Source organism: Stappia sp. G46H5W (assembly GCF_058448995.1).
This window is the reverse complement of the sequence record NZ_JBZFLL010000006.1, coordinates 1-18,229: the sequence shown is the minus strand read 5'-3', so window position 1 is coordinate 18,229 and position 18,229 is coordinate 1. Positions and strand designations below refer to the sequence as shown.

15 protein-coding genes and 1 tRNA gene are annotated in these 18,229 nt (G+C 65.7%); 12 read left to right on the top strand and 4 right to left on the bottom strand.

Annotated elements, in window-relative coordinates:
• Position 1 precedes the first annotated feature (1 nt).
• Complete coding sequence (locus ACVJ6E_RS18340; RefSeq protein WP_120270704.1) at positions 2–1,276, bottom strand: M20/M25/M40 family metallo-hydrolase; 1,275 nt, start codon at positions 1,274–1,276, stop codon at positions 2–4.
• A 154-nt stretch (positions 1,277–1,430) separates the two neighbouring features.
• On the opposite strand from ACVJ6E_RS18340, the gene ACVJ6E_RS18335 reads away from it, so the two are divergent.
• The 4 genes from ACVJ6E_RS18335 (at position 1,431) to bioB (ending at position 4,847) form a co-directional block, all read left to right on the top strand.
• Positions 1,431–2,432: a LacI family DNA-binding transcriptional regulator gene (locus ACVJ6E_RS18335; protein ID WP_158592756.1), complete on the top strand. Its 1,002-nt coding sequence runs from the start codon at positions 1,431–1,433 to the stop codon at positions 2,430–2,432.
• A 72-nt stretch (positions 2,433–2,504) separates the two neighbouring features.
• A complete protein-coding gene (locus ACVJ6E_RS18330) occupies positions 2,505–3,173 on the top strand; it encodes a GntR family transcriptional regulator (protein WP_067222837.1) in 669 nt (222 codons plus the stop codon).
• Positions 3,174–3,255: 82 nt separating this feature from the next.
• Complete coding sequence (locus ACVJ6E_RS18325) at positions 3,256–3,813, top strand: biotin transporter BioY (protein WP_120270706.1); 558 nt, start codon at positions 3,256–3,258, stop codon at positions 3,811–3,813.
• The gene (bioB, locus tag ACVJ6E_RS18320) at positions 3,810–4,847 is read left to right on the top strand and encodes a biotin synthase BioB (RefSeq protein WP_120270707.1); all 1,038 of its coding nucleotides are present in this window, start codon (positions 3,810–3,812) and stop codon (positions 4,845–4,847) included. Before ACVJ6E_RS18325 ends, bioB begins: the two co-directional genes overlap by 4 nt.
• On the opposite strand, the gene pdxR is transcribed toward bioB, so the two are convergent.
• Positions 4,766–6,214 carry a MocR-like pyridoxine biosynthesis transcription factor PdxR gene (gene pdxR, locus ACVJ6E_RS18315; protein WP_120270708.1) on the bottom strand — a complete coding sequence of 483 codons (1,449 nt, stop codon included), beginning with the start codon at positions 6,212–6,214 and terminating at the stop codon, positions 4,766–4,768. The two genes, bioB and pdxR, sit on opposite strands and share 82 nt — an antisense overlap.
• 89 nt (positions 6,215–6,303) lie before the next feature.
• Between pdxR and ACVJ6E_RS18310 the strand changes: the two genes are divergently transcribed.
• Together ACVJ6E_RS18310 and pdxY are read left to right on the top strand one after the other, a co-directional pair.
• A complete protein-coding gene (locus tag ACVJ6E_RS18310) occupies positions 6,304–7,002 on the top strand; it encodes a glutamine amidotransferase (RefSeq protein ID WP_120270709.1) in 699 nt (232 codons plus the stop codon).
• Positions 6,999–7,847 carry a pyridoxal kinase gene (pdxY, locus tag ACVJ6E_RS18305; protein WP_120270710.1) on the top strand — a complete coding sequence of 283 codons (849 nt, stop codon included), beginning with the start codon at positions 6,999–7,001 and terminating at the stop codon, positions 7,845–7,847. Before ACVJ6E_RS18310 ends, pdxY begins: the two co-directional genes overlap by 4 nt.
• 40 nt (positions 7,848–7,887) lie before the next feature.
• Here the strand turns inward: pdxY and ACVJ6E_RS18300 are convergent, their stop codons facing one another.
• Positions 7,888–8,802, bottom strand: coding sequence for a LysR substrate-binding domain-containing protein (locus ACVJ6E_RS18300; protein ID WP_120270711.1), 915 nt, complete (start codon positions 8,800–8,802; stop codon positions 7,888–7,890).
• On the opposite strand from ACVJ6E_RS18300, the gene ACVJ6E_RS18295 reads away from it, so the two are divergent.
• The 6 genes from ACVJ6E_RS18295 (at position 8,797) to ACVJ6E_RS18270 (ending at position 17,564) form a co-directional block, all read left to right on the top strand.
• On the top strand, positions 8,797–9,357 hold the full coding sequence (locus ACVJ6E_RS18295) for a DMT family transporter (protein WP_491676507.1): 561 nt from the start codon (positions 8,797–8,799) through the stop codon (positions 9,355–9,357). The genes ACVJ6E_RS18300 and ACVJ6E_RS18295 overlap by 6 nt on opposite strands.
• 40 nt (positions 9,358–9,397) lie before the next feature.
• On the top strand, positions 9,398–10,009 hold the full coding sequence (locus ACVJ6E_RS18290) for an NAD(P)H-dependent oxidoreductase (RefSeq protein WP_120270713.1): 612 nt from the start codon (positions 9,398–9,400) through the stop codon (positions 10,007–10,009).
• Positions 10,010–10,183: 174 nt separating this feature from the next.
• Positions 10,184–10,636 carry a GNAT family N-acetyltransferase gene (locus ACVJ6E_RS18285; protein ID WP_120270714.1) on the top strand — a complete coding sequence of 151 codons (453 nt, stop codon included), beginning with the start codon at positions 10,184–10,186 and terminating at the stop codon, positions 10,634–10,636.
• Positions 10,637–10,942: 306 nt separating this feature from the next.
• Positions 10,943–13,999 carry an autotransporter domain-containing protein gene (locus tag ACVJ6E_RS18280; RefSeq protein WP_158592757.1) on the top strand — a complete coding sequence of 1,019 codons (3,057 nt, stop codon included), beginning with the start codon at positions 10,943–10,945 and terminating at the stop codon, positions 13,997–13,999.
• Positions 14,000–14,302: 303 nt separating this feature from the next.
• Positions 14,303–15,289, top strand: a complete 987-nt coding sequence (locus ACVJ6E_RS18275; protein ID WP_120270716.1) for a helix-turn-helix domain-containing protein — start codon at positions 14,303–14,305, stop codon at positions 15,287–15,289.
• Positions 15,290–15,389: 100 nt separating this feature from the next.
• Entirely contained in the window at positions 15,390–17,564 is a 2,175-nt protein-coding gene (locus ACVJ6E_RS18270) for a hypothetical protein (RefSeq protein ID WP_147421915.1), read from the top strand.
• Between the two features lie 510 nt (positions 17,565–18,074).
• On the opposite strand, the gene ACVJ6E_RS18265 is transcribed toward ACVJ6E_RS18270, so the two are convergent.
• Positions 18,075–18,151, bottom strand: a tRNA-Met gene (locus tag ACVJ6E_RS18265).
• Positions 18,152–18,229: the final 78 nt, after the last annotated feature.

Genomic DNA, 18,229 nt, shown 5'->3' with positions numbered 1-18,229 from the left:
ACTATTGCGCCTGATTGAGGTAGCGGACCGCGCTCATGGCGTGGACCTTCACCACAGTGATCAGCTCTTCGATGGTGACATGCTCGTCTCGCCGGCCCATCGTCTTTGGCGAGGGTCCGTAGAGGTAGGCCGGGATGCCGCGATGCCGCCAATACCGGGTATCGGAACCGCCCAGACTGATGATGGGTTGGGGCCGCAGACCGGTGACCGCCTCGGCCGATTGCTGAAGGATCGCGACCATCTCGTGTTGCGGATCGCACCAGCTTGAATCGTAGCTGTGATGGTCTCGGATCTCGCAGGTCGTCGTCGGATATTTCGCTACGATCGACAGCAGCTCCCGCTCGACGAGCGAACGCTGCAAGCCCGGCGGCATCCTGATCTCGACCTCGAGAACGCACTCGTCCGGCAGCATGTTCACCTTCAGACCGCCGCGAATGACGCCGATGTTCACCGTCGCCTTGCCGACGACATCGCACGCGCCGGCCCCCAGGCTCTTGTCGGTCGCCTCCCGGATCTCCGGCCTGGAGAGAACATCGAGAATGTGCTCCGGCAGGTCCGGCGTCAGGTCTGCCAGCGTCTCCAGCTCGCGCACCAGATCGGCCGCGATCTTGATGGCGCTGTCGCTCATGTGAGGGTAGGCGCCGTGACCGCCTCGGGTCTTCGTCGTCAGGACCGCTCGCAGCGCGCCCTTCTCGCCGAACCGCAAGGTGGCAAGCCCGCTCGGCTCTCCGTCGAGGCAGCAATCTCCGAGCACCTCGTCGGGAATGGTCTGCATGAGATAGCCCGTGCCCCAGCGCCCGCCGGTTTCCTCGTCGGACACGACGGTCAGGGTCAGGCGACCCGAAAGCTGCTCGAGGAGACGCGCGACATACCGATAGGCAAACAGCGCGGCGGTCGTTCCGCACTTCATGTCGGCCGCGCCGCGCCCGTACACGCGGCCGTCGACCACTTCGCCGCTCCACTGGCTGCGCTCGCCGGGAATGTCCTCGATCGCGGGAAACACATCCATGTGCCCGTTGAGCACGAGATGCTTGCCCGGCCGGCCACTGTCCAGCGTGCCGACGATGTTGGGCAGGTGATCCTGGCCGGACAGAACCCGATAGGGCAGGCTGGCGGCAGCGAGAAACTGCTCGACGCAGGCACTGGCCTCGCGCGTGTCGCCCGGCGGGTTCGGGGACTTCGCCTGCAGAAACCTGCTCAGGAATGCAACGATCTCGTCGCGGTCCTGCTCCACCCAGTCGCCGACCTTCTGCGCCAGCTCATCCGCCGTCTGCATCACGCCCCCTCTCTTTTCGTCGTTATGTTAGCGCTAACGTTAGCGTTCACATTTCCCTTCAAAGCGACGGCGTTGTCAAGTAGGTTGCGCGATAAGATTCGACGGAGGCCAAATGGCTGACAATTCAATCCGCAGAGGGATGGGCTGGGCGACCATGGCCGACGTGGCCCGCGAGGCTGGCGTGTCTCTCATGACCGTATCGCGGGTGTACAAGCGACCGGAATCGGTCTCCCCTCGCACGCGCGAAAACGTGCTCAAGGCGGGCGCGCGCCTCGGTTTCCTGCCCAACAGCGTTGCCGGAAACCTGGCGTCGGGAAAGACCAACATGATCGGCATCGTCGTGCCGTCGCTGCGAAACTCGAACAACGCCACGAGCATTCAGGGCATGGCCGACTACCTGCGCCAGGCCTCCTATCACTTCATGATCGCCAATACCGGCTATTCGCTCGAGGACGAGACCGCCGTCGTCAAGGCGTTCATCCAGCGCCGCCCGGACGGGATCGTGCTGACGGGTACCCGTCACGGGCAGGAAACGGTGGATCTGCTGAAGGCGGCCGGCGTTCCCGTCGTCGAGACCTGGGAGACCAAGGGCCCGTTCCTGGACATGGCGACGGGGTTTCGCAACTACGAAGCCGCTCGGGAAATTACCGCGCACCTCATTGAGCGCGGCTATCGCAAAATCGGCTATATCGACTACCCGGCCATCGGCCTGACGCGCTACGTCGAGCGCCTGGCCGGCCTGAAGGACGAGCTCAAGGCCGCCGGACTGCCGAGCGGCCAGATCGTGTCGCCGCTCGAGGCGCAGGACCTCTATCAGGATGCCTCCAGCTTCCGGGGCGGGGCCGTCGGCCTGCAGATGCTTCAAGGCAAATACGATATCGACGCCGTCCTTTGCGCTTCGGACATTCTGGCGGTGGGGGCGCTGTTCGAATGCCAGCGGCAGGGGATCGCCGTGCCCCGACAGATGGCCGTGGCGGGTTTCGGCGATTTCGAGATCGCGGCTGAGGTACATCCCGGACTGACCACGATTCGCACGAACGGCTACCAGATCGGCTGGAATGCGGCGGAAATGCTTGTGCAGAGGATCCTGCAGCCGGATGCCGACATCCCGCTGCGGGATGTCGGCTATGAGCTCGTCACCCGCGGCAGCACCTGAGACGACCCCTCGGGTCGCCCCGTGGCGGACATCGGGATCGACACGATGCGCGTCGCAGATTATCTATAATCCATGACCGCAGCGACAGAAGACCCCATTTCCGAGCGCATCGCACGCATCCTTGCGGACCGGATCATCTCCGGCGAGATCCAACCCGGGGCACGATTGCGACAGGACCATGTCGCGACGGAGTTCGGCACCAGCCATGTGCCGGTGCGCGAGGCGTTTCGCGCCCTGCAGACCCAGGGTCTGGCGGAGAGCGAGCCCTGGCGGGGCTTTCGCGTCACGGACTTCGACGTCGCCGAATTGCGCGAGGTCGCCGAAATGCGGGCCAGTCTCGAATCGCTGGCCTTGCGGCACGCCGCACCGAACCTGACGCGCGCGATTCTTGCGGAAGCAGAAGAGGTTACCCGGCATGGGGACCGCGCCGGCAACGTCCGCGACTGGGAGGCCGCGAACCGCAGGTTCCACCGGCTGATCCTCGCCCCATGCCGCATGCCGCGCCTGCTGCAGACCATCGACGGCCTGCACGCCGCCAGCGCAAGGTTCCTGTTCGCGGCCTGGCGCAGCGACTGGGAAGCGCGCACGGACCACGACCACCGCACCATCCTGACTGCCTTGAGGGACGGGCGCACGGAGTTCGCCTGCTCGACGCTGGCGCGCCATGTCGGCTGGATCGGCAAGCGCAAGCCGACATCAAAAAACACCGACGCCAGAGAGACTTATGAAATTCCCGGATGATTATCTATAATCTGAGTTGATCAGACGAGAACGCCTCCAGAATTATAGATAGGACCTGAACCTATCTTCCGAGGACGCTCTCATGGCATTGCTGATCCCCTCCTTGACGCGCTCGGCATCGCTTTGGCGCGGTGTCGTGATTTCGCTTTGCGGCGCGGCGCTGATCACCCTCGGCGCCAAGGTGCAGATCCCGTTCTGGCCCGTGCCGATGACGCTGCATACGTTGGCCGTGTTTTTCCTGGCGGCAGCTCTCGGCCCCCGGCTCGGCTTTGCCGCCATGGCCGCCTATCTCGGCGCCGGGGCGATGGGCCTGCCGGTGTTTTCCGGCTCGCCGGAACGCGGGATCGGGCTTGCCTACATGGCGGGACCGACCGGCGGCTATCTCGCCGGCTACCTGCTGGCGACCCTCGTGGCCGGGCGGCTGGCCGAAGGGCGCGGCCTTGCGGGTCGGCTCCTGGCGATGCTCGCCGGCCTTGCCGTGGTCTATGCGTTCGGCCTGATCTGGCTCGCCCTTTTCGTTCCCGTATCCGGCCTGATCGCCGCCGGCTTCGCCCCGTTCATCCTCGGCGACCTGGTCAAGATCGCCCTCGCCGCCACGCTGGCAACCGGCCTCGGTCGCCTGAAAGGACGCGTGGAATGACCCACCCAGAGATCAGGACCGACTGGTCGATGGAAGACGCGCGAGCGATCCATCGCCTGCCCTTCCCCGACCTGATCTACCGGGCGCAGGCCCTGCACCGGGCGCATTTCGACCCTGCGGCGATCGAGACGGCGAGCCTCCTCAGCATCAAGACCGGTGGCTGCCCCGAGGATTGCGGCTATTGCTCGCAATCGGCCCATCACCGGACAGGGGTGAAGGCGACGAAGCTGATGGAGACCGACGAGGTGCTGGCGGCCGCCCGCCGCGCCAAGGCCGCGGGCGCCCAGCGCTTCTGCATGGGGGCCGCCTGGCGCAGCCCCAAGGATCGCGACATGGACACGCTGTGCGACATGGTGCGAGGCGTCTCGGAGCTGGGGCTGGAAACCTGCATGACGCTGGGAATGCTGAAGCCCGACCAGGTGGCGCGGCTGAAGGCGGCCGGGCTCGATTTCTACAACCACAACATCGATACCTCGCCCGACTACTATCGGAAGATCGCCTCGACACGGACGATGGACGACCGGCTGGAAACCGTCGGCCACGTCCGCGAGGGCGGGATCAGGGTCTGTTGCGGCGGCATCGTCGGAATGGGCGAGACACAGGAGGATCGCATCGCCATGCTGGTGACGCTGGCCACCTTGCCCGCGCATCCCGACAGCGTGCCGATCAATCTGTGGAACGAGATCGAAGGCGTGCCGGTGCAGGACACGGCTCAGCCGGTCGACCCGTTTGCGCTCGTCCGTCTCGTGGCGCTGGCACGCATCCTGATGCCGGCCTCCGTTGTGCGCCTGTCGGCCGGCCGCACGGGAATGAGCGACGAGCTACAGGCGCTGTGCTTCCTTGCCGGGGCGAACTCCATCTTCGTCGGCGACCAGCTGCTGACCACCGGCAACCCGGCCGCGTGGAAGGACCAGGAGCTGCTGGCACGGCTTGGAATGCATGTCGCGCCGGCTCACTCCCGCCCGGCGGTCCCGGCGGACGCGGCAGCGCCGGGCCAGCTGCGGGCAAGGATCTCCACCGCCCGGGCGATCTGAGCCTCGCCCAGCGCCGCATAGCCGAGACGAAAGGCTTGCGGCGCCGAGCGCTCCAGGGCGAAGCGGGTCCCGGGAAGCAGGGCCAGCCCGGCCTCTCCGGCCCGCCCCGCCCAGCTTTCCGCCGACACATCCCGGCAACGCAGCCATAACGCCAGTCCGCCCGCCGGCACGTCGAAGTCGATCCGTGTCCCGAACCGTTCCGAGAGCGCCGATGCCAGGACATCGCGGCGAGCGCGATAGATGCGGCGCGCCTTTCGCGCATGGCGCCCGAGATCGCCGTCGCGGATCAGCTCCGCCAAGGCCGCTTCCAGCGGCGCATCGCCCTGCCGGTCGATTGCTGCACGCGCGGCCGCCATGCGGCCAAGCAAGGGTTCCGGGGCCACGGCATAGCCCAGCCGGATGCCCGGCGAGAGCAGCTTGGACAGCGAGCCCACATAGATCAGCGGCAGATCCGCCGGAGCGCGGGCGGCAAGCGGCAGCACCGGGCGGCCCTCGAAGCGATATTCGTGGTCGTAGTCGTCCTCGATCAGCGTGAGCCCGTGCCGCTCGACCAGCTCCAGAAGCTGCAGTCGCCGCGCCGCGCCCATGGTCACCGTCGTCGGATACTGGTGATGGGGCGTGACATAGACCGCCTTGATGCGCGGATCTCGGGCGACCGCCGCCTCCAATGCGGCAACCGACAGGCCGCCCGCATCGATGGGAACGCCCTCGACGACAACGCCTGCGGCCCGGAACGCCTCCCAGGCAAGCGGGTAGCCGGGCTCCTCCACGGCGATGACCTCGCCCGGGTTCAAGGCCGCCTTCGCCGCAAGGAACAGGGCCATCTGGCTACCGCGCGTGATCAGCAGCCGAGCCGGGTCGGCGACCACGCCCCGATCCGAGGCAAGGTGGGAGGCAAGCGTCTGGCGCAAGACCGGCGTGCCGCGCGCATCGCCATAATCTGCCCCACTGCGAAAGGCCGGCGAAAGCAGGGCGCGGCGGAAGGCGCGCGCCAGAGCCTTGTCGGGCACCAGCTTGGGATCAGGTGCCCCGTCGGTGAAGGCAAGCGGCGGCCGGCGGGCGGGCGCGTGTGCGGGAATGGGGACGGCCACCGGCTCTGCCATGCCCTCGGGCAGATCCTGTGCGACGAAGGTTCCTCGCGCGGGCTCTGCGTGCAGCCAACCCTGCGTCAACAGATCCTGATAGGCGGCATCGACCGTGTTGCGATGAACGCCGAGTTCGCGCGCCAGCGCCCGCGTTCCCGGCAGGCGGGCGCCGGGTCGCAGCCGCCCGCGCATGATGTCGCGGGTGATCGCCTCGGCAATCGCCAGGAACAGCGGGCCGTGCAGGTCTTTGTCGATCTCCAGGGCAAGCGGATCGGATGCCACGCCAACCGGCCTATCTGATTTTGAGAAACTGGCACTTTTGTACAGGCCGGATATTCGCGAGACAGGCTTGCAAATGCAAGGGGAGCCGCATGTCGAAAACAGCCCTGATCCTGCGCCATCTTGCCTTCGAGGACCTCGGCAGCTTCGGCGCCGTGCTCGAGGACCAAGACTACAATCTCGTTCATGCGGAGGCCGGCATCGATCCCTTGCCGGATCCGCTCGGTGCCGATCTCGTGGTGGTGCTCGGCGGCCCGATCGGCGTGAACGACGGCGATGCCTATCCGTCCATGACGGCGGAGCGCGACTGGCTGGTCCCGCGCCTTGCCGCCCGGCGCCCGACGCTCGGCATCTGCCTGGGAGCACAGCTGATGGCGGCGGCGCTCGGTGCAAGGGTTGCCGCGATGCCGCGCAAGGAAATCGGCTTTTCCGCGCTGAGCTTGACGCAGGCCGGTGCCAACGGGCCACTCTCTGCCCTTGAGGGCGTGCCGGTGCTGCACTGGCACGGCGAGGCGTTCGAAACGCCTGCCGGTGCGGACAATCTCGCCAGCACTGCGGCCTGCCCGGCCCAGGCCTTTGCGATGGGGCCGGCGCTTCTGGGCCTGCAATTCCACCCCGAAGCCGGCGAACTGCCTGCCTTCGAGCGTTGGCTGATCGGCCATAGTGTGGAGCTGGCCCAGGCCGCCATCGATCCGGCCGGCCTGCGCCGCGATGCCGGAACGCACGGACCGGCGCTGAGACGCGCCGGCCAATCCATGCTCCGCGCCTGGCTGCAGGAGCTGCCGGCATGACCCGGCCGCCTTTCGTGATCTCGATCCAGAGCCAGGTCGTCTTCGGCCATGTGGGCAATTCCGCAGCCCTGTTCCCGATGCAGGCCGCGGGGCTGGAAGTGGCGGCAATCCCGACCGTGATCTTCTCCAACACGCCCGATTATCCGACGCTGCGCGGCCGGGCGCTGCCGCCGGACTTCTTCTGCGACCTGTTGCAGGGCGCACGCGAGCGCGGCCTGCCTGAGCGGGCGGACTTTATCCTGACCGGCTATATCGGCTCGCTCGATGTGGCGCTGATGGCGGCGGATTTCGTGGCGGAAGCCAAGGCGATCAACCCTCGCCTCAGATATGTCTGCGACCCGGTCATGGGTGATGCCGGTCCCGGCCTCTATGTGCCGGAAACCATCGCGGACGTGATGCGCGACCGCTTGCTGCCGCTGGCCGACATCGCAACCCCGAACCCGTTCGAGCTGAGCTGGCTGACCGGGCAGGAAATCGCGACCCTGACCGACCTCGAAGCGGCCCAAACCCGCCTGCGCATGGCGCCCGGCGCCCATCTGATCGCGACAGGCTGCGCGCTGGAAGACAGCCCCGCAGGCCATATCGAGAGCGTCGTTCTCGGTGCAGGGGGCGCAAGCCGCCATCCGGTGGCGCATCTGCCCATCGCCCTTCCCGGAACGGGGGACCTGTTTTCCGGATTGGTCGTCGCGGGGATGGCGCGCGGGTTGCCCCTGCCGCAGGCGGTCGAGACCGCCCAGCACCTCACCTCCCGCGCCCTGAACCACGCCCGCACGCTCGGCGCCGGCGAGGTGGTCCTCAGCGAGCCGGACTTCCGCCGTGCGCTTTTGATGCTCGCTCCGTTGTAGCGGGGCGGGGCGGGGCGCGGGGCGGTCGAACGGCCGGACGCTAGAGGGACCTCGAGACGCGCGCGACGGCATTGCGCAGCCACAGATGCGCGGGATCGCCGCCACGCCGTTCATGCCAGACCTGAACGAACGGAAAGGACGGGATCGAAAACGGCGGCTCGAAGATGACGAGCGCCGGGTCGCGCTCATAGCGCCCCAGGGCCTTCCGCGCGACGGTCAGGACAAGATCCGTGCCCTGGATCAGCCGCGGCGCATTTCCCCAATGCGGCAGCGTGACAGCGATGCGGCGCACATGGCCGATGGCGCGCAAGGCCATCTCGATCTCGGTATTCGCTTCGTCCTTCAGCGCCACGAGCATATGGGGCCGGGCGAGATAAGCCTCCAGATCGAGACGGCCGCTCCCCGCCAGCCCCTCCCGGTCCGCGAGGCACGCGAAGTGCTCCAGGAAAAGCTGCTCGGCCTCGATCCGTTCGGGAAGATCGGGAAAGACGCCCAGTGCCAGATCACACTCGCCGTCCAGAACCAGCTGAACCATCGCCTCGCGGCTCGACTGGGTTATCGCCAGATCGATCCCCGGCGCTTCGCGGCGCAGTTTTTTCAAAAGATCGGGAAGAACGACCGCAGAGCCATAATCCGACATCGCCAGACGGAATGCCCGCTTCTCCCTGGCGGGATCGAAGCCGCCCGGTCCCAGCACCTCCCGCACCTGTCGCAGGGCCTCGGTCAGGACGGGCGCGATTTCGCGCGCCCTGGCGCTCGGCACGAGCCGCCCGGAGCGGCGGATCAGTAGGGGATCGTCGAAGAGATGACGCAGGCGTGCGAGCGCGTGGCTCACGGCCGGCTGGCTCATGTTCAGCCGAACGGCCGTGCGCGACACATGCCGCTCGGCCAGCAGCGCGTCGAGAACCACCAGCAGGTTGAGGTCGATGCCTCTAAGAGTATTCATCGCATGCATGTTGTGGATATTTTATCGGAATTTCCATCCAAAAATCAAATACCGCATCTGGTGCGCATCGGAGGTTCATCCATGCACACCAACTCACTGCTTCTCATTCTCGCGGCCATCATCACAGGTGCCGTTGTGCCGTTTCAGGCCGGGGCGAATGCCGCCCTCGGGCGGTCGCTCGGCCATCCGCTTTGGGGCACGCTCATCTCCCTTTGCGTCAGCTTCGCCTGCATCGTGCCCGTCATGGCGCTCGCGAAGGTGGGAGCGCCAACCCTGTCCGGCCTGGCGCAGGCGCCGCGCTGGATATGGATCGGCGGCATTGTCGGCGTCGTCTACATAACCGGCGCGCTCATGCTTGCGCCGAAGCTCGGCGCCGCCGGCTTCATGATGGCGGTCATCGCCGGCCAGATGCTGGCGTCGATCATCATCGACCAGTGGGGCCTTGTCGGCCTGCCTCAAAAGCCCGTCACGCTCTCCCGCCTGGTCGGCATCGGCCTGATCTTCCTCGGACTGATCGTGATGCAACTGCAGGCGCTCGGCCTGAAGCCGCTTGCGAGCTCCTGACAGCGCAACACCGGTCCAGACGTTTCAAGAAAGATCCCCCATGAAACTGCTTCATGTCGATTCCAGCATTCTCGGCGCGCACTCGGTGAGCCGGGAGCTGTCCCGGGCGACCGTTCAAAGGCTGCAAGACCTTAATCCGGAGACCGACGTCACCTATCGCGATCTGGTCGCCGCTCCCGTTCCGCATCTGACCGGCGATCACCTCGCGGCCTCCCCGGCGGTGGCGCAGGAGATCGCGCTCGGCGAAGAAATCCTGGACGAGTTCATGAACGCCGACGTCATCGTCATCGGCGTCGCATTCTACAACCTGACCATTTCGAGCCAGCTCAAGGCATGGATCGACCGGATCGTCATCGCGGGAAAGACCTTCCGCTATACCGAGACGGGCGTCGAAGGGCTGGCGCGGGACAAGCGGATCATCCTTGCCGTGGCGCGCGGCGGACAGTACCGGCAAGGCGGTTCCCTGGCCCCGTGCGAGCATGCGGAAGCCTATCTTCGGTCGATGTTCGCATTCATCGGCGTGACACGAATCGAGGCGGTCGTGGCGGAAGGTCTCTCCCTCGGCGAAGCCCGAAAGCAAAGCGGCAAGCAGGCGGCTTTCGAGGCCATATCTGCGCTGGCCCCGTGCTACGGGCACCACGGCGCCGCCTGACGGAAGAGCGCCCCTTTCCAGACATTGACGGCAGATTCCGGCAAGCCTAGAAAAAGCGCAGCAGCAGAAGGAGATTTATGCGCAGAGGCAGCTAACGCAACCGCTCCCGGCGGTCTCGAACGGCACTTGGAAAAGTCGCCGCACCTCTCGGCATAACCATCCTTCGGAGTTGTCATGAAAACCCATGACGCCGTCATCCGGCCCTATGACCCGGCCACGGATACGAAAAAGCTGTCGCACATCTGGCTCGAAGCCTCGCTGCTGGCCCATCCCTTTGTCGGGGAGCAGCGCTTGCGCGAGCAAAAAGCGCTTATCGAAGACCGATATCTCCCGCAATCCGAGACCTGGGTCGCCTGCATGGGCGGTCATCCCTGCGGCTTCATCAGCCTGCTCGGCACGTTTGCCGGGGCAATTTTCGTGTCGCCCGACCGGCAGGGGTCCGGGCTTGGACGTCAGCTGATCGCCCACGCCCTGACGCTCAAGGGCGAGCTGACGCTTGAGGTCTACACCGGTAACCGGCAGGCGATGGCCTTCTACAAGCGCCTGGGGTTCCAGGAGATTTCCCGCCGCCCCGTCGACGACGACGGGAACGCGTTCGAAAACGCCCGCCTTCGCCTGATCGGCTAGCGGACGGCCGGGCGGGTAAAATCCCGCCCGGCCAGAGCTCCCGGCGAGCAGAGCACACGGGTCATTGGCGAAGGACGAAGCCGGCACCGACCTCACGCACTTCGGCACCGAAATAGCGTCTGCCACCCCGAAAACGGCTCTCGCCCCTGCCTGATTCCCCAAGCACCTGCCTTCGCGATGCACTTATCCTCGCGCCGCAGAGTAAGATGCCAGGGGTAAATGCCGATGATCGGTGGAAGTTCATTTGTCAACGCAAGCGGAAAGCTCCTGGGAACAGCTCTCGGAGCACTGCTGAGCTCGACGACTTTGAGCGTACTCGTCAGCCATCCGGTCCATGCGCAGCAGGTCATCGAAGGCGGCGCGAGCGAAACCGTCATCGGTGGGGGCGGCGGAACGCAGCCCGATCCGTGGAACATCGGCGCGGCTCTCACGGTCGGCCAAGTCGGCTCCGGCACATTGACCATCACCAATGGCGGCGACGTCGGCAGCGACGTCGGGCGAATCGGCAATGGCGGCACCGGCACCGTAACGGTCGATGACCTGGGTTCGACCTGGGATCTTCAGAATGCCGCTCTGTATGTCGGAAGCGCCGGCGCGGGCAACCTGAACATCACCAATGGCGCCGTGGTGCAGAACGGATCGGCCTATATGGCCGACACGGTCGGCAGCGAGGGCGTCGTCAACGTGAATGGCGCGAACGCGGCCTGGGTCAATGCCGCAGGCTTGATCGTCGGAGGCCGCGGCGAAGCCACGCTGAACATCACGAACACCGGCGATGTGAGCAACAGCTCGGCGCGCATCGGCGACAACGCGGGCAGCATCGGCCACGTGAATGTCGACGGCGCGGGGTCCACCTGGACGAATTCGGCCAGTCTCTATGTCGGCGATCAGGGGCAGGGCTCACTGAACGTCACCAATCAGGGCACGGTCAGCAGCAACACCGGCGTGATCGGTGTTTCAGACGGCAGCGTCGGCACCGTGACAGTGGATCGCGGGACCTGGACCATCGCCAACACGCTCGATGTCGGCAACGATGGCACCGGCAGGCTGGATATTTCCGGGCTCGGCGCGGTCACCAATGGCAATGCGAATGTCGGGAGCGCCGCCACGAGCAGCGGCACGGTCACTGTGAACGACCTGGGATCCGTCTGGAGCAGCGCCACCCTGGTTGTCGGCGAGTCCGGCACCGGCGCAGTGCACGTCGCCAACGGCGGTACGGTCAACAGCACCGTGGCCTCGATCGGCTCCGAGAGCGACGGCGTCGGGACCGTCACCGTCAACGGCGCAACGTGGAACAACTCCAGCAATCTGCGTGTCGGCAATCGCGGCGTCGGCACGCTGGAGATCTCGGGCGGCGGCTCGGTAGGCAGCTCGGCAGGCTATGTCGCCGCAGCGGCGGGCGGCGTCGGCACGGTGACGATCGACGGGACCGGCTCCAGTTGGACCACCACCGGCGCAAACTATGTCGGATGGCAAGGCGACGGCACGCTCAATCTCTCCAATGGCGGGCGTATCGTGGTCGGCTCCGGCCAACTGACGCTGGCCAATGTCGTTCCCACCACCGGCACGCTCAACATCGGGACGGGCGGCGCGGCGGGCGTGGTCGACGCCATCACGGTCGATGGCGGGGCCGGCACGGCGGTGATCAATTTCAATCACAGCGATGCCGACTATTACTTCACCAGCGACGGCACGGTGGCGGGCGCGAACGTCGCCATCACCGGCTCCGCCGCGGTCAACCACATCGGCTCCGGCATGACGACCCTGCGCGGCATCAACAGCTATTCGGGAGGCACCACCGTCTCCAGCGGGACGCTGCGCAACATGGGCCTGGTCGGCGACGTGCTGGTCACAGGGGGCACCTTCGGCGGCGATGGCACGGCAGGCGCCATCACCGTCAATTCCGGCGGCACCCTGGCTCCGGGCAACTCCATCGGCGTGATGACCGCCGCCTCCGCCAGTTTCGATACAGGATCGGTCTTCGCGATCGAACTCGACGATGCCGGCTTCGTTGCCGGCCTCAACAACGACGTGCTCAATGTCACCGGGACGGCAACCATCAATGGCGGCACGGTGCATGTCACGCCTGAGAACGGTACCGACGACGGCTCGACCTACCTGCCGGGCACCTACACCATCCTTACGACGGGTGCCGGCGTCAGCGGCGCTTTCGATGCCGTCACCGACACCTACGCCTTCCTCGGTTTCACGCTCTCCTACGACCCAAGCAACGTCTATCTGACCTCGGCGGCAGCAACCAGCTTCTGCCTCGCCGGCATGACCGCCAATCAATGCGCGGCCGGAAGCGGCGCCTACTCGCTCGGTGCGGGAAACAGCGTGTTCAACGCCGTCCTGGCACTGGCCGTCGCGGAGGCCCCCATCGCCCTCGACCTGCTTTCGGGCGAGGTGCATGCCTCCGCGCATACCGCGCTCCTCGAGGACAGCCGCTTCCCGCGCGAAGCGGCGATGGACCGCCTGCGTTCCGCGCGTGGCGGCGTCGGCTCCGGCAGGAACACCCGGATCGAGGATCGCATCTCCGAGAGTTTCGGCCTTTGGGGACAGGGCTTCGGCTCCTGGAGCCAATGGGACGGCGACGGGAATGCCGCCACAATGGACCGCACTATCGGCGGCTTCCTGATGGGCGGCGACGCGCAGGTCTGGGACGGTGTGCGCCTCGGTGTGCTCGGAGGATACTCGCGATCAAGCTTCAGCGTCGACGACCGGTCCTCCTCCGGAACGGCCGATACCTACACGCTCGGACTGTATGGCGGCGGCGAATGGAATGCCTTCGCGCTGACCGGCGGTCTTGCCCATAGCTGGCACCAGCTCGACACGTCCCGCTCGGTAGCCTTCACCGGATTCACGGACAGTCTCAGCGCATCCTACAGCGCGCGAACCCTGCAAGCCTGGGGCGAGGCGAGCTATCGTTTCGAGGCAGGCGCGGCCCGCTTCGAGCCCTTCGCCAATCTCGCCTATGTGCACCTGTCTACCGACGGGTTCACCGAAAGCGGTGGCGCAGCAGCCCTGACCGCCGCCTCAAGCGCTGTCGATGCGACCTTCACCACGGTCGGCCTTCGCGCGGAGACCGATGTCAGCCTGGGCGGGACGCAGGCAACCTTGCGCGGCACGGTGGGCTGGCGGCATGCGTTCGGCAGCACCCCGACATCGCAGTTCGCCTTCGCTTCGGGCGGCGCTCCCTTCGTCATCGCGGGCGTTCCGCTGGCGCAGGACACGTTCGTGTTCGACACGGGCCTGGATGTGAACCTCACGCAGAACACCACAATGGGCCTTGCCTACGGGGCGCTCCTCGGCTCCGGGCTTCAGGATCACACGGCCAGCCTCAAGCTGAACATACGCTTCTGATCGCAGGTGTCCTTGCCCGGACGGCAGGCGATGATCTTCCCACTCCCGCTGAGCGACGTTACGGGGCCGCGCGACCGCGCGCCCCGGCAACTCATGCGAGCATTGCCCCGATGGATGCCCCTGCGTTACCCTGTGCACGCTCCTGGATACGCAAGGGGGAAGCATGCACCGCGCGGCACGCATGAGGCGACAAAACCGCCCTCATTTCTGCCGACAGCGGCCATGCTCCGCCGGTTCACTCGGTTCGTCTCGTCTGGTGACAGCCATGTCAGCATGGCAGCACTCTAAATGGAGTGAGCGGATTTGACCGAAGGCAACTTTCATCGACTGTCATTCACGGAAGCTGGCCCGTGCGAAATAGCCAAGCTGCTGGAAGCTCTCGAGCCGAGCATCAGCTTTTTCATGGATCGCCATGAAGACGAGCGAATGGCGTTCGACTTTTCGCTCCGCATCATGCCGAACGCCTATGCCAGCTTCCAGACGATGTCCGGCATGTCGAACATGCGCCAGAAAAACCATGTCGCACTCGACGGAAACGACGACCTGTGCCTGCTGGTCCATCGCGGGGGACACCCGATCCAGATGCGGCTGCACGACCGCCGCCATGGACGCGATGAAGTCACCGTGGGGCCGGGAGGGCCGGCGCATCTCAGGGGCAACGACGAGAGATACAGCGCCTGGTCGCTGACGAGCCATAGCCAGGTCATTTGCGTCTCGCGCGCACATATTGCCGCGGCCGTCGGCGATCTCGACCATGCGCTCGATCACGGCGTGCCGCAGTCTGCCGCGCTCGACCTCCTGTGCGGCTATGCGAGGACGCTCGCCAGCGATATCGGGCCGCTCGACGGCGAGCTGCTCCTCCAGGCCAGGAAAACGCTGACAGATCTGTTCATTCTGGCCGTCGACCCCACCCGGGATGCCATCGAGGCAACAAAGGATAGCGCGCGGGCGGCACGGCTCGCCCGCATCAAGGACGACATCTGGGCAAATCTCTCCCACCCCGATCTCTCGCTGGAGTGGATTGCCGCCCGGCACGGCTTCTCGCCGCGCGCCATTCGCAACCTGTTCTACGCGTCCAGCGCGAATTTCACGGACTACGTCCTCGCGGCAAGGCTGGAGCGAGCCCACGAACTGCTTTGCGATCCTCGCCTCAACCACCACAGCATCACCGCCATCGCCTATCAGTCCGGCTTCGGCGATCTGTCGTGGTTCAATCAGGCCTTCCGCCGTCGCTACAAGATGACGCCGTCGGATGTGCGCAGATCCAGACCAGTGGCTCCACCCACCTGACAGTGCGCGGTGCGGCTCTCACCCTTGCCGCATCCCCCAAGCCCGGGCATTCGCAACGCAATATCCTCGCGCAGCAACGCTGGATAGCGAGGACGAGCCTATGTCTGCTGAAAGCCCGTTGACCTCAAGTTTGCTCCGGAGGATGTCGCCCGCGGCACTGTTCGTGTGCGCGGCAGGCGTGCTGGCGACGCCAGCGGCGGCGGAGCCGCCCCGATTCAACAACATCGAGATCAGCGGTGGTTTCAATGTGGAGACGATCCTCGTCGAACAGGAAAACGGCATGTGGACCCGGATCAGCGACCATCCGCGAACGATCCCCATCCATGTCACCATCGAGATGTCACGCGGCTATATCGAGTTCTATCGCGTCGGACGCAATCTGACCAATGGAGCGGTTCGCGATATCTTCTCGACCTACATCAAGACTGCCTACGGCAACCAGCCCAACCCCATAGAAGCCATCATCGACTCCAGAACATCGGTTTCCGGCCCGGCGAACATCCTCATCGACGAATTCACGAGGCTGAACCAAACCGACGAGCAGGCGATCGTCAATCGCTGCAATGCCAATTGGACCGAAACCGAGCAAGGGCACAGCTTCAGCTACCCGCTGCCGCTGGCCATACATGCCGATGCCAGGGAAAAGCGTCGCAAACGCTTTCCCTATTATCTGAACGAATACGAGGGTTATGGCGACTTCGGCCGGGCCACCGCCTTCGGCTTCGTTGGCCTCAAGATCGAGTGCCTCGGCCAGAATTCGAAGTCTCCCGTCCCCGATTCAAAGCCGCCGAGCGATACCGGCGGCATTCCAAGGACGAGCGGCACCGATACGCCCAATACGCCGGACAACCAGGATCTCGCCTTCGACCAGGGCCCGATGACGGTCAACGACATCCGCCTGACGCTGACCACCTACTCCAACGCCTATACCGAGCCGACCCCCGGCACCCGCTGCAAGAAGGCCAAGCTGCGGGTGACCATGGAGACAAACCAGGAAGGCCCGGTGTCCTTCAGGCTGTGGGAACAGCGCGGCGACGGCGCCATTGCGAGCGACGACATCGACGCACAGGCCCAACACGACGGCGGGTATTTCAGGGCTGTTCATGAGCGCTGGGTCGAGGTCGACGGGACGACGAGCGTCCAGTTCAACGCGCGCGATCTCGTCAACGAGACCTTCAACCAGGAGACCGGCTGGAAAGACATCACCCTGCACTGCACCGGGGCGGGCGGCGGCGGACTGGCATCGCCGAGCGGCACCGACGACGACGACAACACGCCGAAGATAACCTCGTTCCAGGGCAATTTTCAGTTTGTCGACAACGGTCCGCTCGCGCAGAGCTACACGTGCCCGCGCGATGCGACGGCGCTGGTCTGGTTCGACGCGCCCAAGGCGGACAACATCCATTACTCGCTGGACTGCGGGGCGCTCGGCAACTTCTCAGGCGTTCTCCAGCCCGAGCAGGTCGCCAGCAGCCATTATCGCGCCGCAACGCTGATCAATTTCGACATTACCGACACGATCGAGGCCGGTTGCACGCTGCGGACGGTGTCGCCCGGAGACCCGCTCGACCATGCCTTCACGGCCCGTACCTTCCAATGCGCGAAAGCCGCCGGGCACAGCAGCGGCATCGGCGACCTGACCGGCAGCCGCAGGGACCCTGGCCACGACCTCCCCAAGCCCGAACCTCGGGTGAACCCCGCCGTTGGCGGTGGTGTCGGCGTCCTGACTGCGGAACCCAATCCCACGCACGCGCCCCCTAAGGCTCCCGACAAGGCGCCGGCGCCGGCCCGCACCAACCCAACGCCGCCGCAACCACGGCTCGTCTGCGTCGGTGGCCGGATCGCCAGGGGCACCTGCCAGTGCGGCCAGAACAAGATCCGCAGGAAGACCGGAAACGCGTCGTATCAGTGCATTGCGGTCGCCAAGCCGCCCGAACCGCGGCGGCCTGCCCGGACCAACCCCACCCCCAGAAGGGTCGAGATCGTCTGCAGGGGCGGCAGGGTCGCCAATGGAAAGTGCCGCTGCGGGCCCAACCGCAACCTTGTGAAAATCGGGAAGGCCGCCTTCGCCTGTCAGAAGAAGCAGGCCGTGCGCACCGATCCGCGGGCGAAAACGAAAACCAGACCGCCGTCCCGGGTGAACCCTGCCCCCAGAAGGCAGAACGTGGTCTGCCAGGGCGGCACGGTTCGCGGCGGCAGGTGCATCTGCGGCAGGAAAGCGGTCGCCAAGAAGCTGGGAGCCCGCAGGTTCGCCTGTGTGGCACGGCGGGGCTAAGGCAAAGTCCCTGTCGCCCGCAATTCCGACCCGCCACGCGGCACCGGATTGCGGGCGAACCCTGGTGGTGATCGCGACCTCACAGAAGGGCGGATCGTCGCCGCCGGTATCCTTGGTGGAGTTTCAACGCGCAATCGGGTCGTCCGGCATCAGCTCGAGATGCCGGGCCGGCCGAAAATCCGCCCCCATGCTTCTGAACTGGGACTATCGCTTCCTGTGCGCACTGACAGAGAGGCCGGGCGAAGCCGGCACAGGCGCTCTGGCTCGGCCGACACGTGAAGCCGGGCGGATGACGTTGCAGCATTCCAGCAGGTGCGACTGACCTGGGCGCCCAACGCCGCCAGGCGTGTCCGGTCCCTTGAACTGGATTTTGGCGACGTGAAGACCCGTTGCGACAGTCGGCCGAACGGTTTCGTCGTCTCGTTGGCCATCAGAGATGATCGATTTCCCAAACGCAAAAAGCCCGGCTGGGACCGGGCTTCGTAACGTTCAGGCTGTATATGGGAATTTTGGTTGCGGGGGCAGGATTTGAACCTGCGACCTTCAGGTTATGAGCCTGACGAGCTACCGGGCTGCTCCACCCCGCGGTGTTTGTTGTATTTGTAGAGGATTGTTTTTTGCGCTTTGCGGGCCTGGCGGCGACCGACTCTCCCACGTCTTGAGAC

Excerpts from the sequence above, each read along its gene's own strand:
- ACVJ6E_RS18335 (WP_158592756.1), top strand. The coding sequence starts at position 1,431 with ATGGCCGACGTGGCCCGCGAGGCTGGCGTGTCTCTCATGACCGTATCG.
- ACVJ6E_RS18290 (WP_120270713.1), top strand. The coding sequence starts at position 9,398 with ATGAAACTGCTTCATGTCGATTCCAGCATTCTCGGCGCGCACTCGGTG.
- bioB (WP_120270707.1), top strand. The coding sequence starts at position 3,810 with ATGACCCACCCAGAGATCAGGACCGACTGGTCGATGGAAGACGCGCGA.
- ACVJ6E_RS18300 (WP_120270711.1), bottom strand. The coding sequence starts at position 8,802 with ATGCATGCGATGAATACTCTTAGAGGCATCGACCTCAACCTGCTGGTG.
- ACVJ6E_RS18340 (WP_120270704.1), bottom strand. The coding sequence starts at position 1,276 with ATGCAGACGGCGGATGAGCTGGCGCAGAAGGTCGGCGACTGGGTGGAG.
- ACVJ6E_RS18295 (WP_491676507.1), top strand. The coding sequence starts at position 8,797 with ATGCATGTTGTGGATATTTTATCGGAATTTCCATCCAAAAATCAAATA.
- ACVJ6E_RS18270 (WP_147421915.1), top strand. The coding sequence starts at position 15,390 with ATGTCTGCTGAAAGCCCGTTGACCTCAAGTTTGCTCCGGAGGATGTCG.
- pdxY (WP_120270710.1), top strand. The coding sequence starts at position 6,999 with ATGACCCGGCCGCCTTTCGTGATCTCGATCCAGAGCCAGGTCGTCTTC.
- ACVJ6E_RS18285 (WP_120270714.1), top strand. The coding sequence starts at position 10,184 with ATGAAAACCCATGACGCCGTCATCCGGCCCTATGACCCGGCCACGGAT.
- ACVJ6E_RS18330 (WP_067222837.1), top strand. The coding sequence starts at position 2,505 with ATGACCGCAGCGACAGAAGACCCCATTTCCGAGCGCATCGCACGCATC.
- ACVJ6E_RS18325 (WP_120270706.1), top strand. The coding sequence starts at position 3,256 with ATGGCATTGCTGATCCCCTCCTTGACGCGCTCGGCATCGCTTTGGCGC.
- ACVJ6E_RS18310 (WP_120270709.1), top strand. The coding sequence starts at position 6,304 with ATGTCGAAAACAGCCCTGATCCTGCGCCATCTTGCCTTCGAGGACCTC.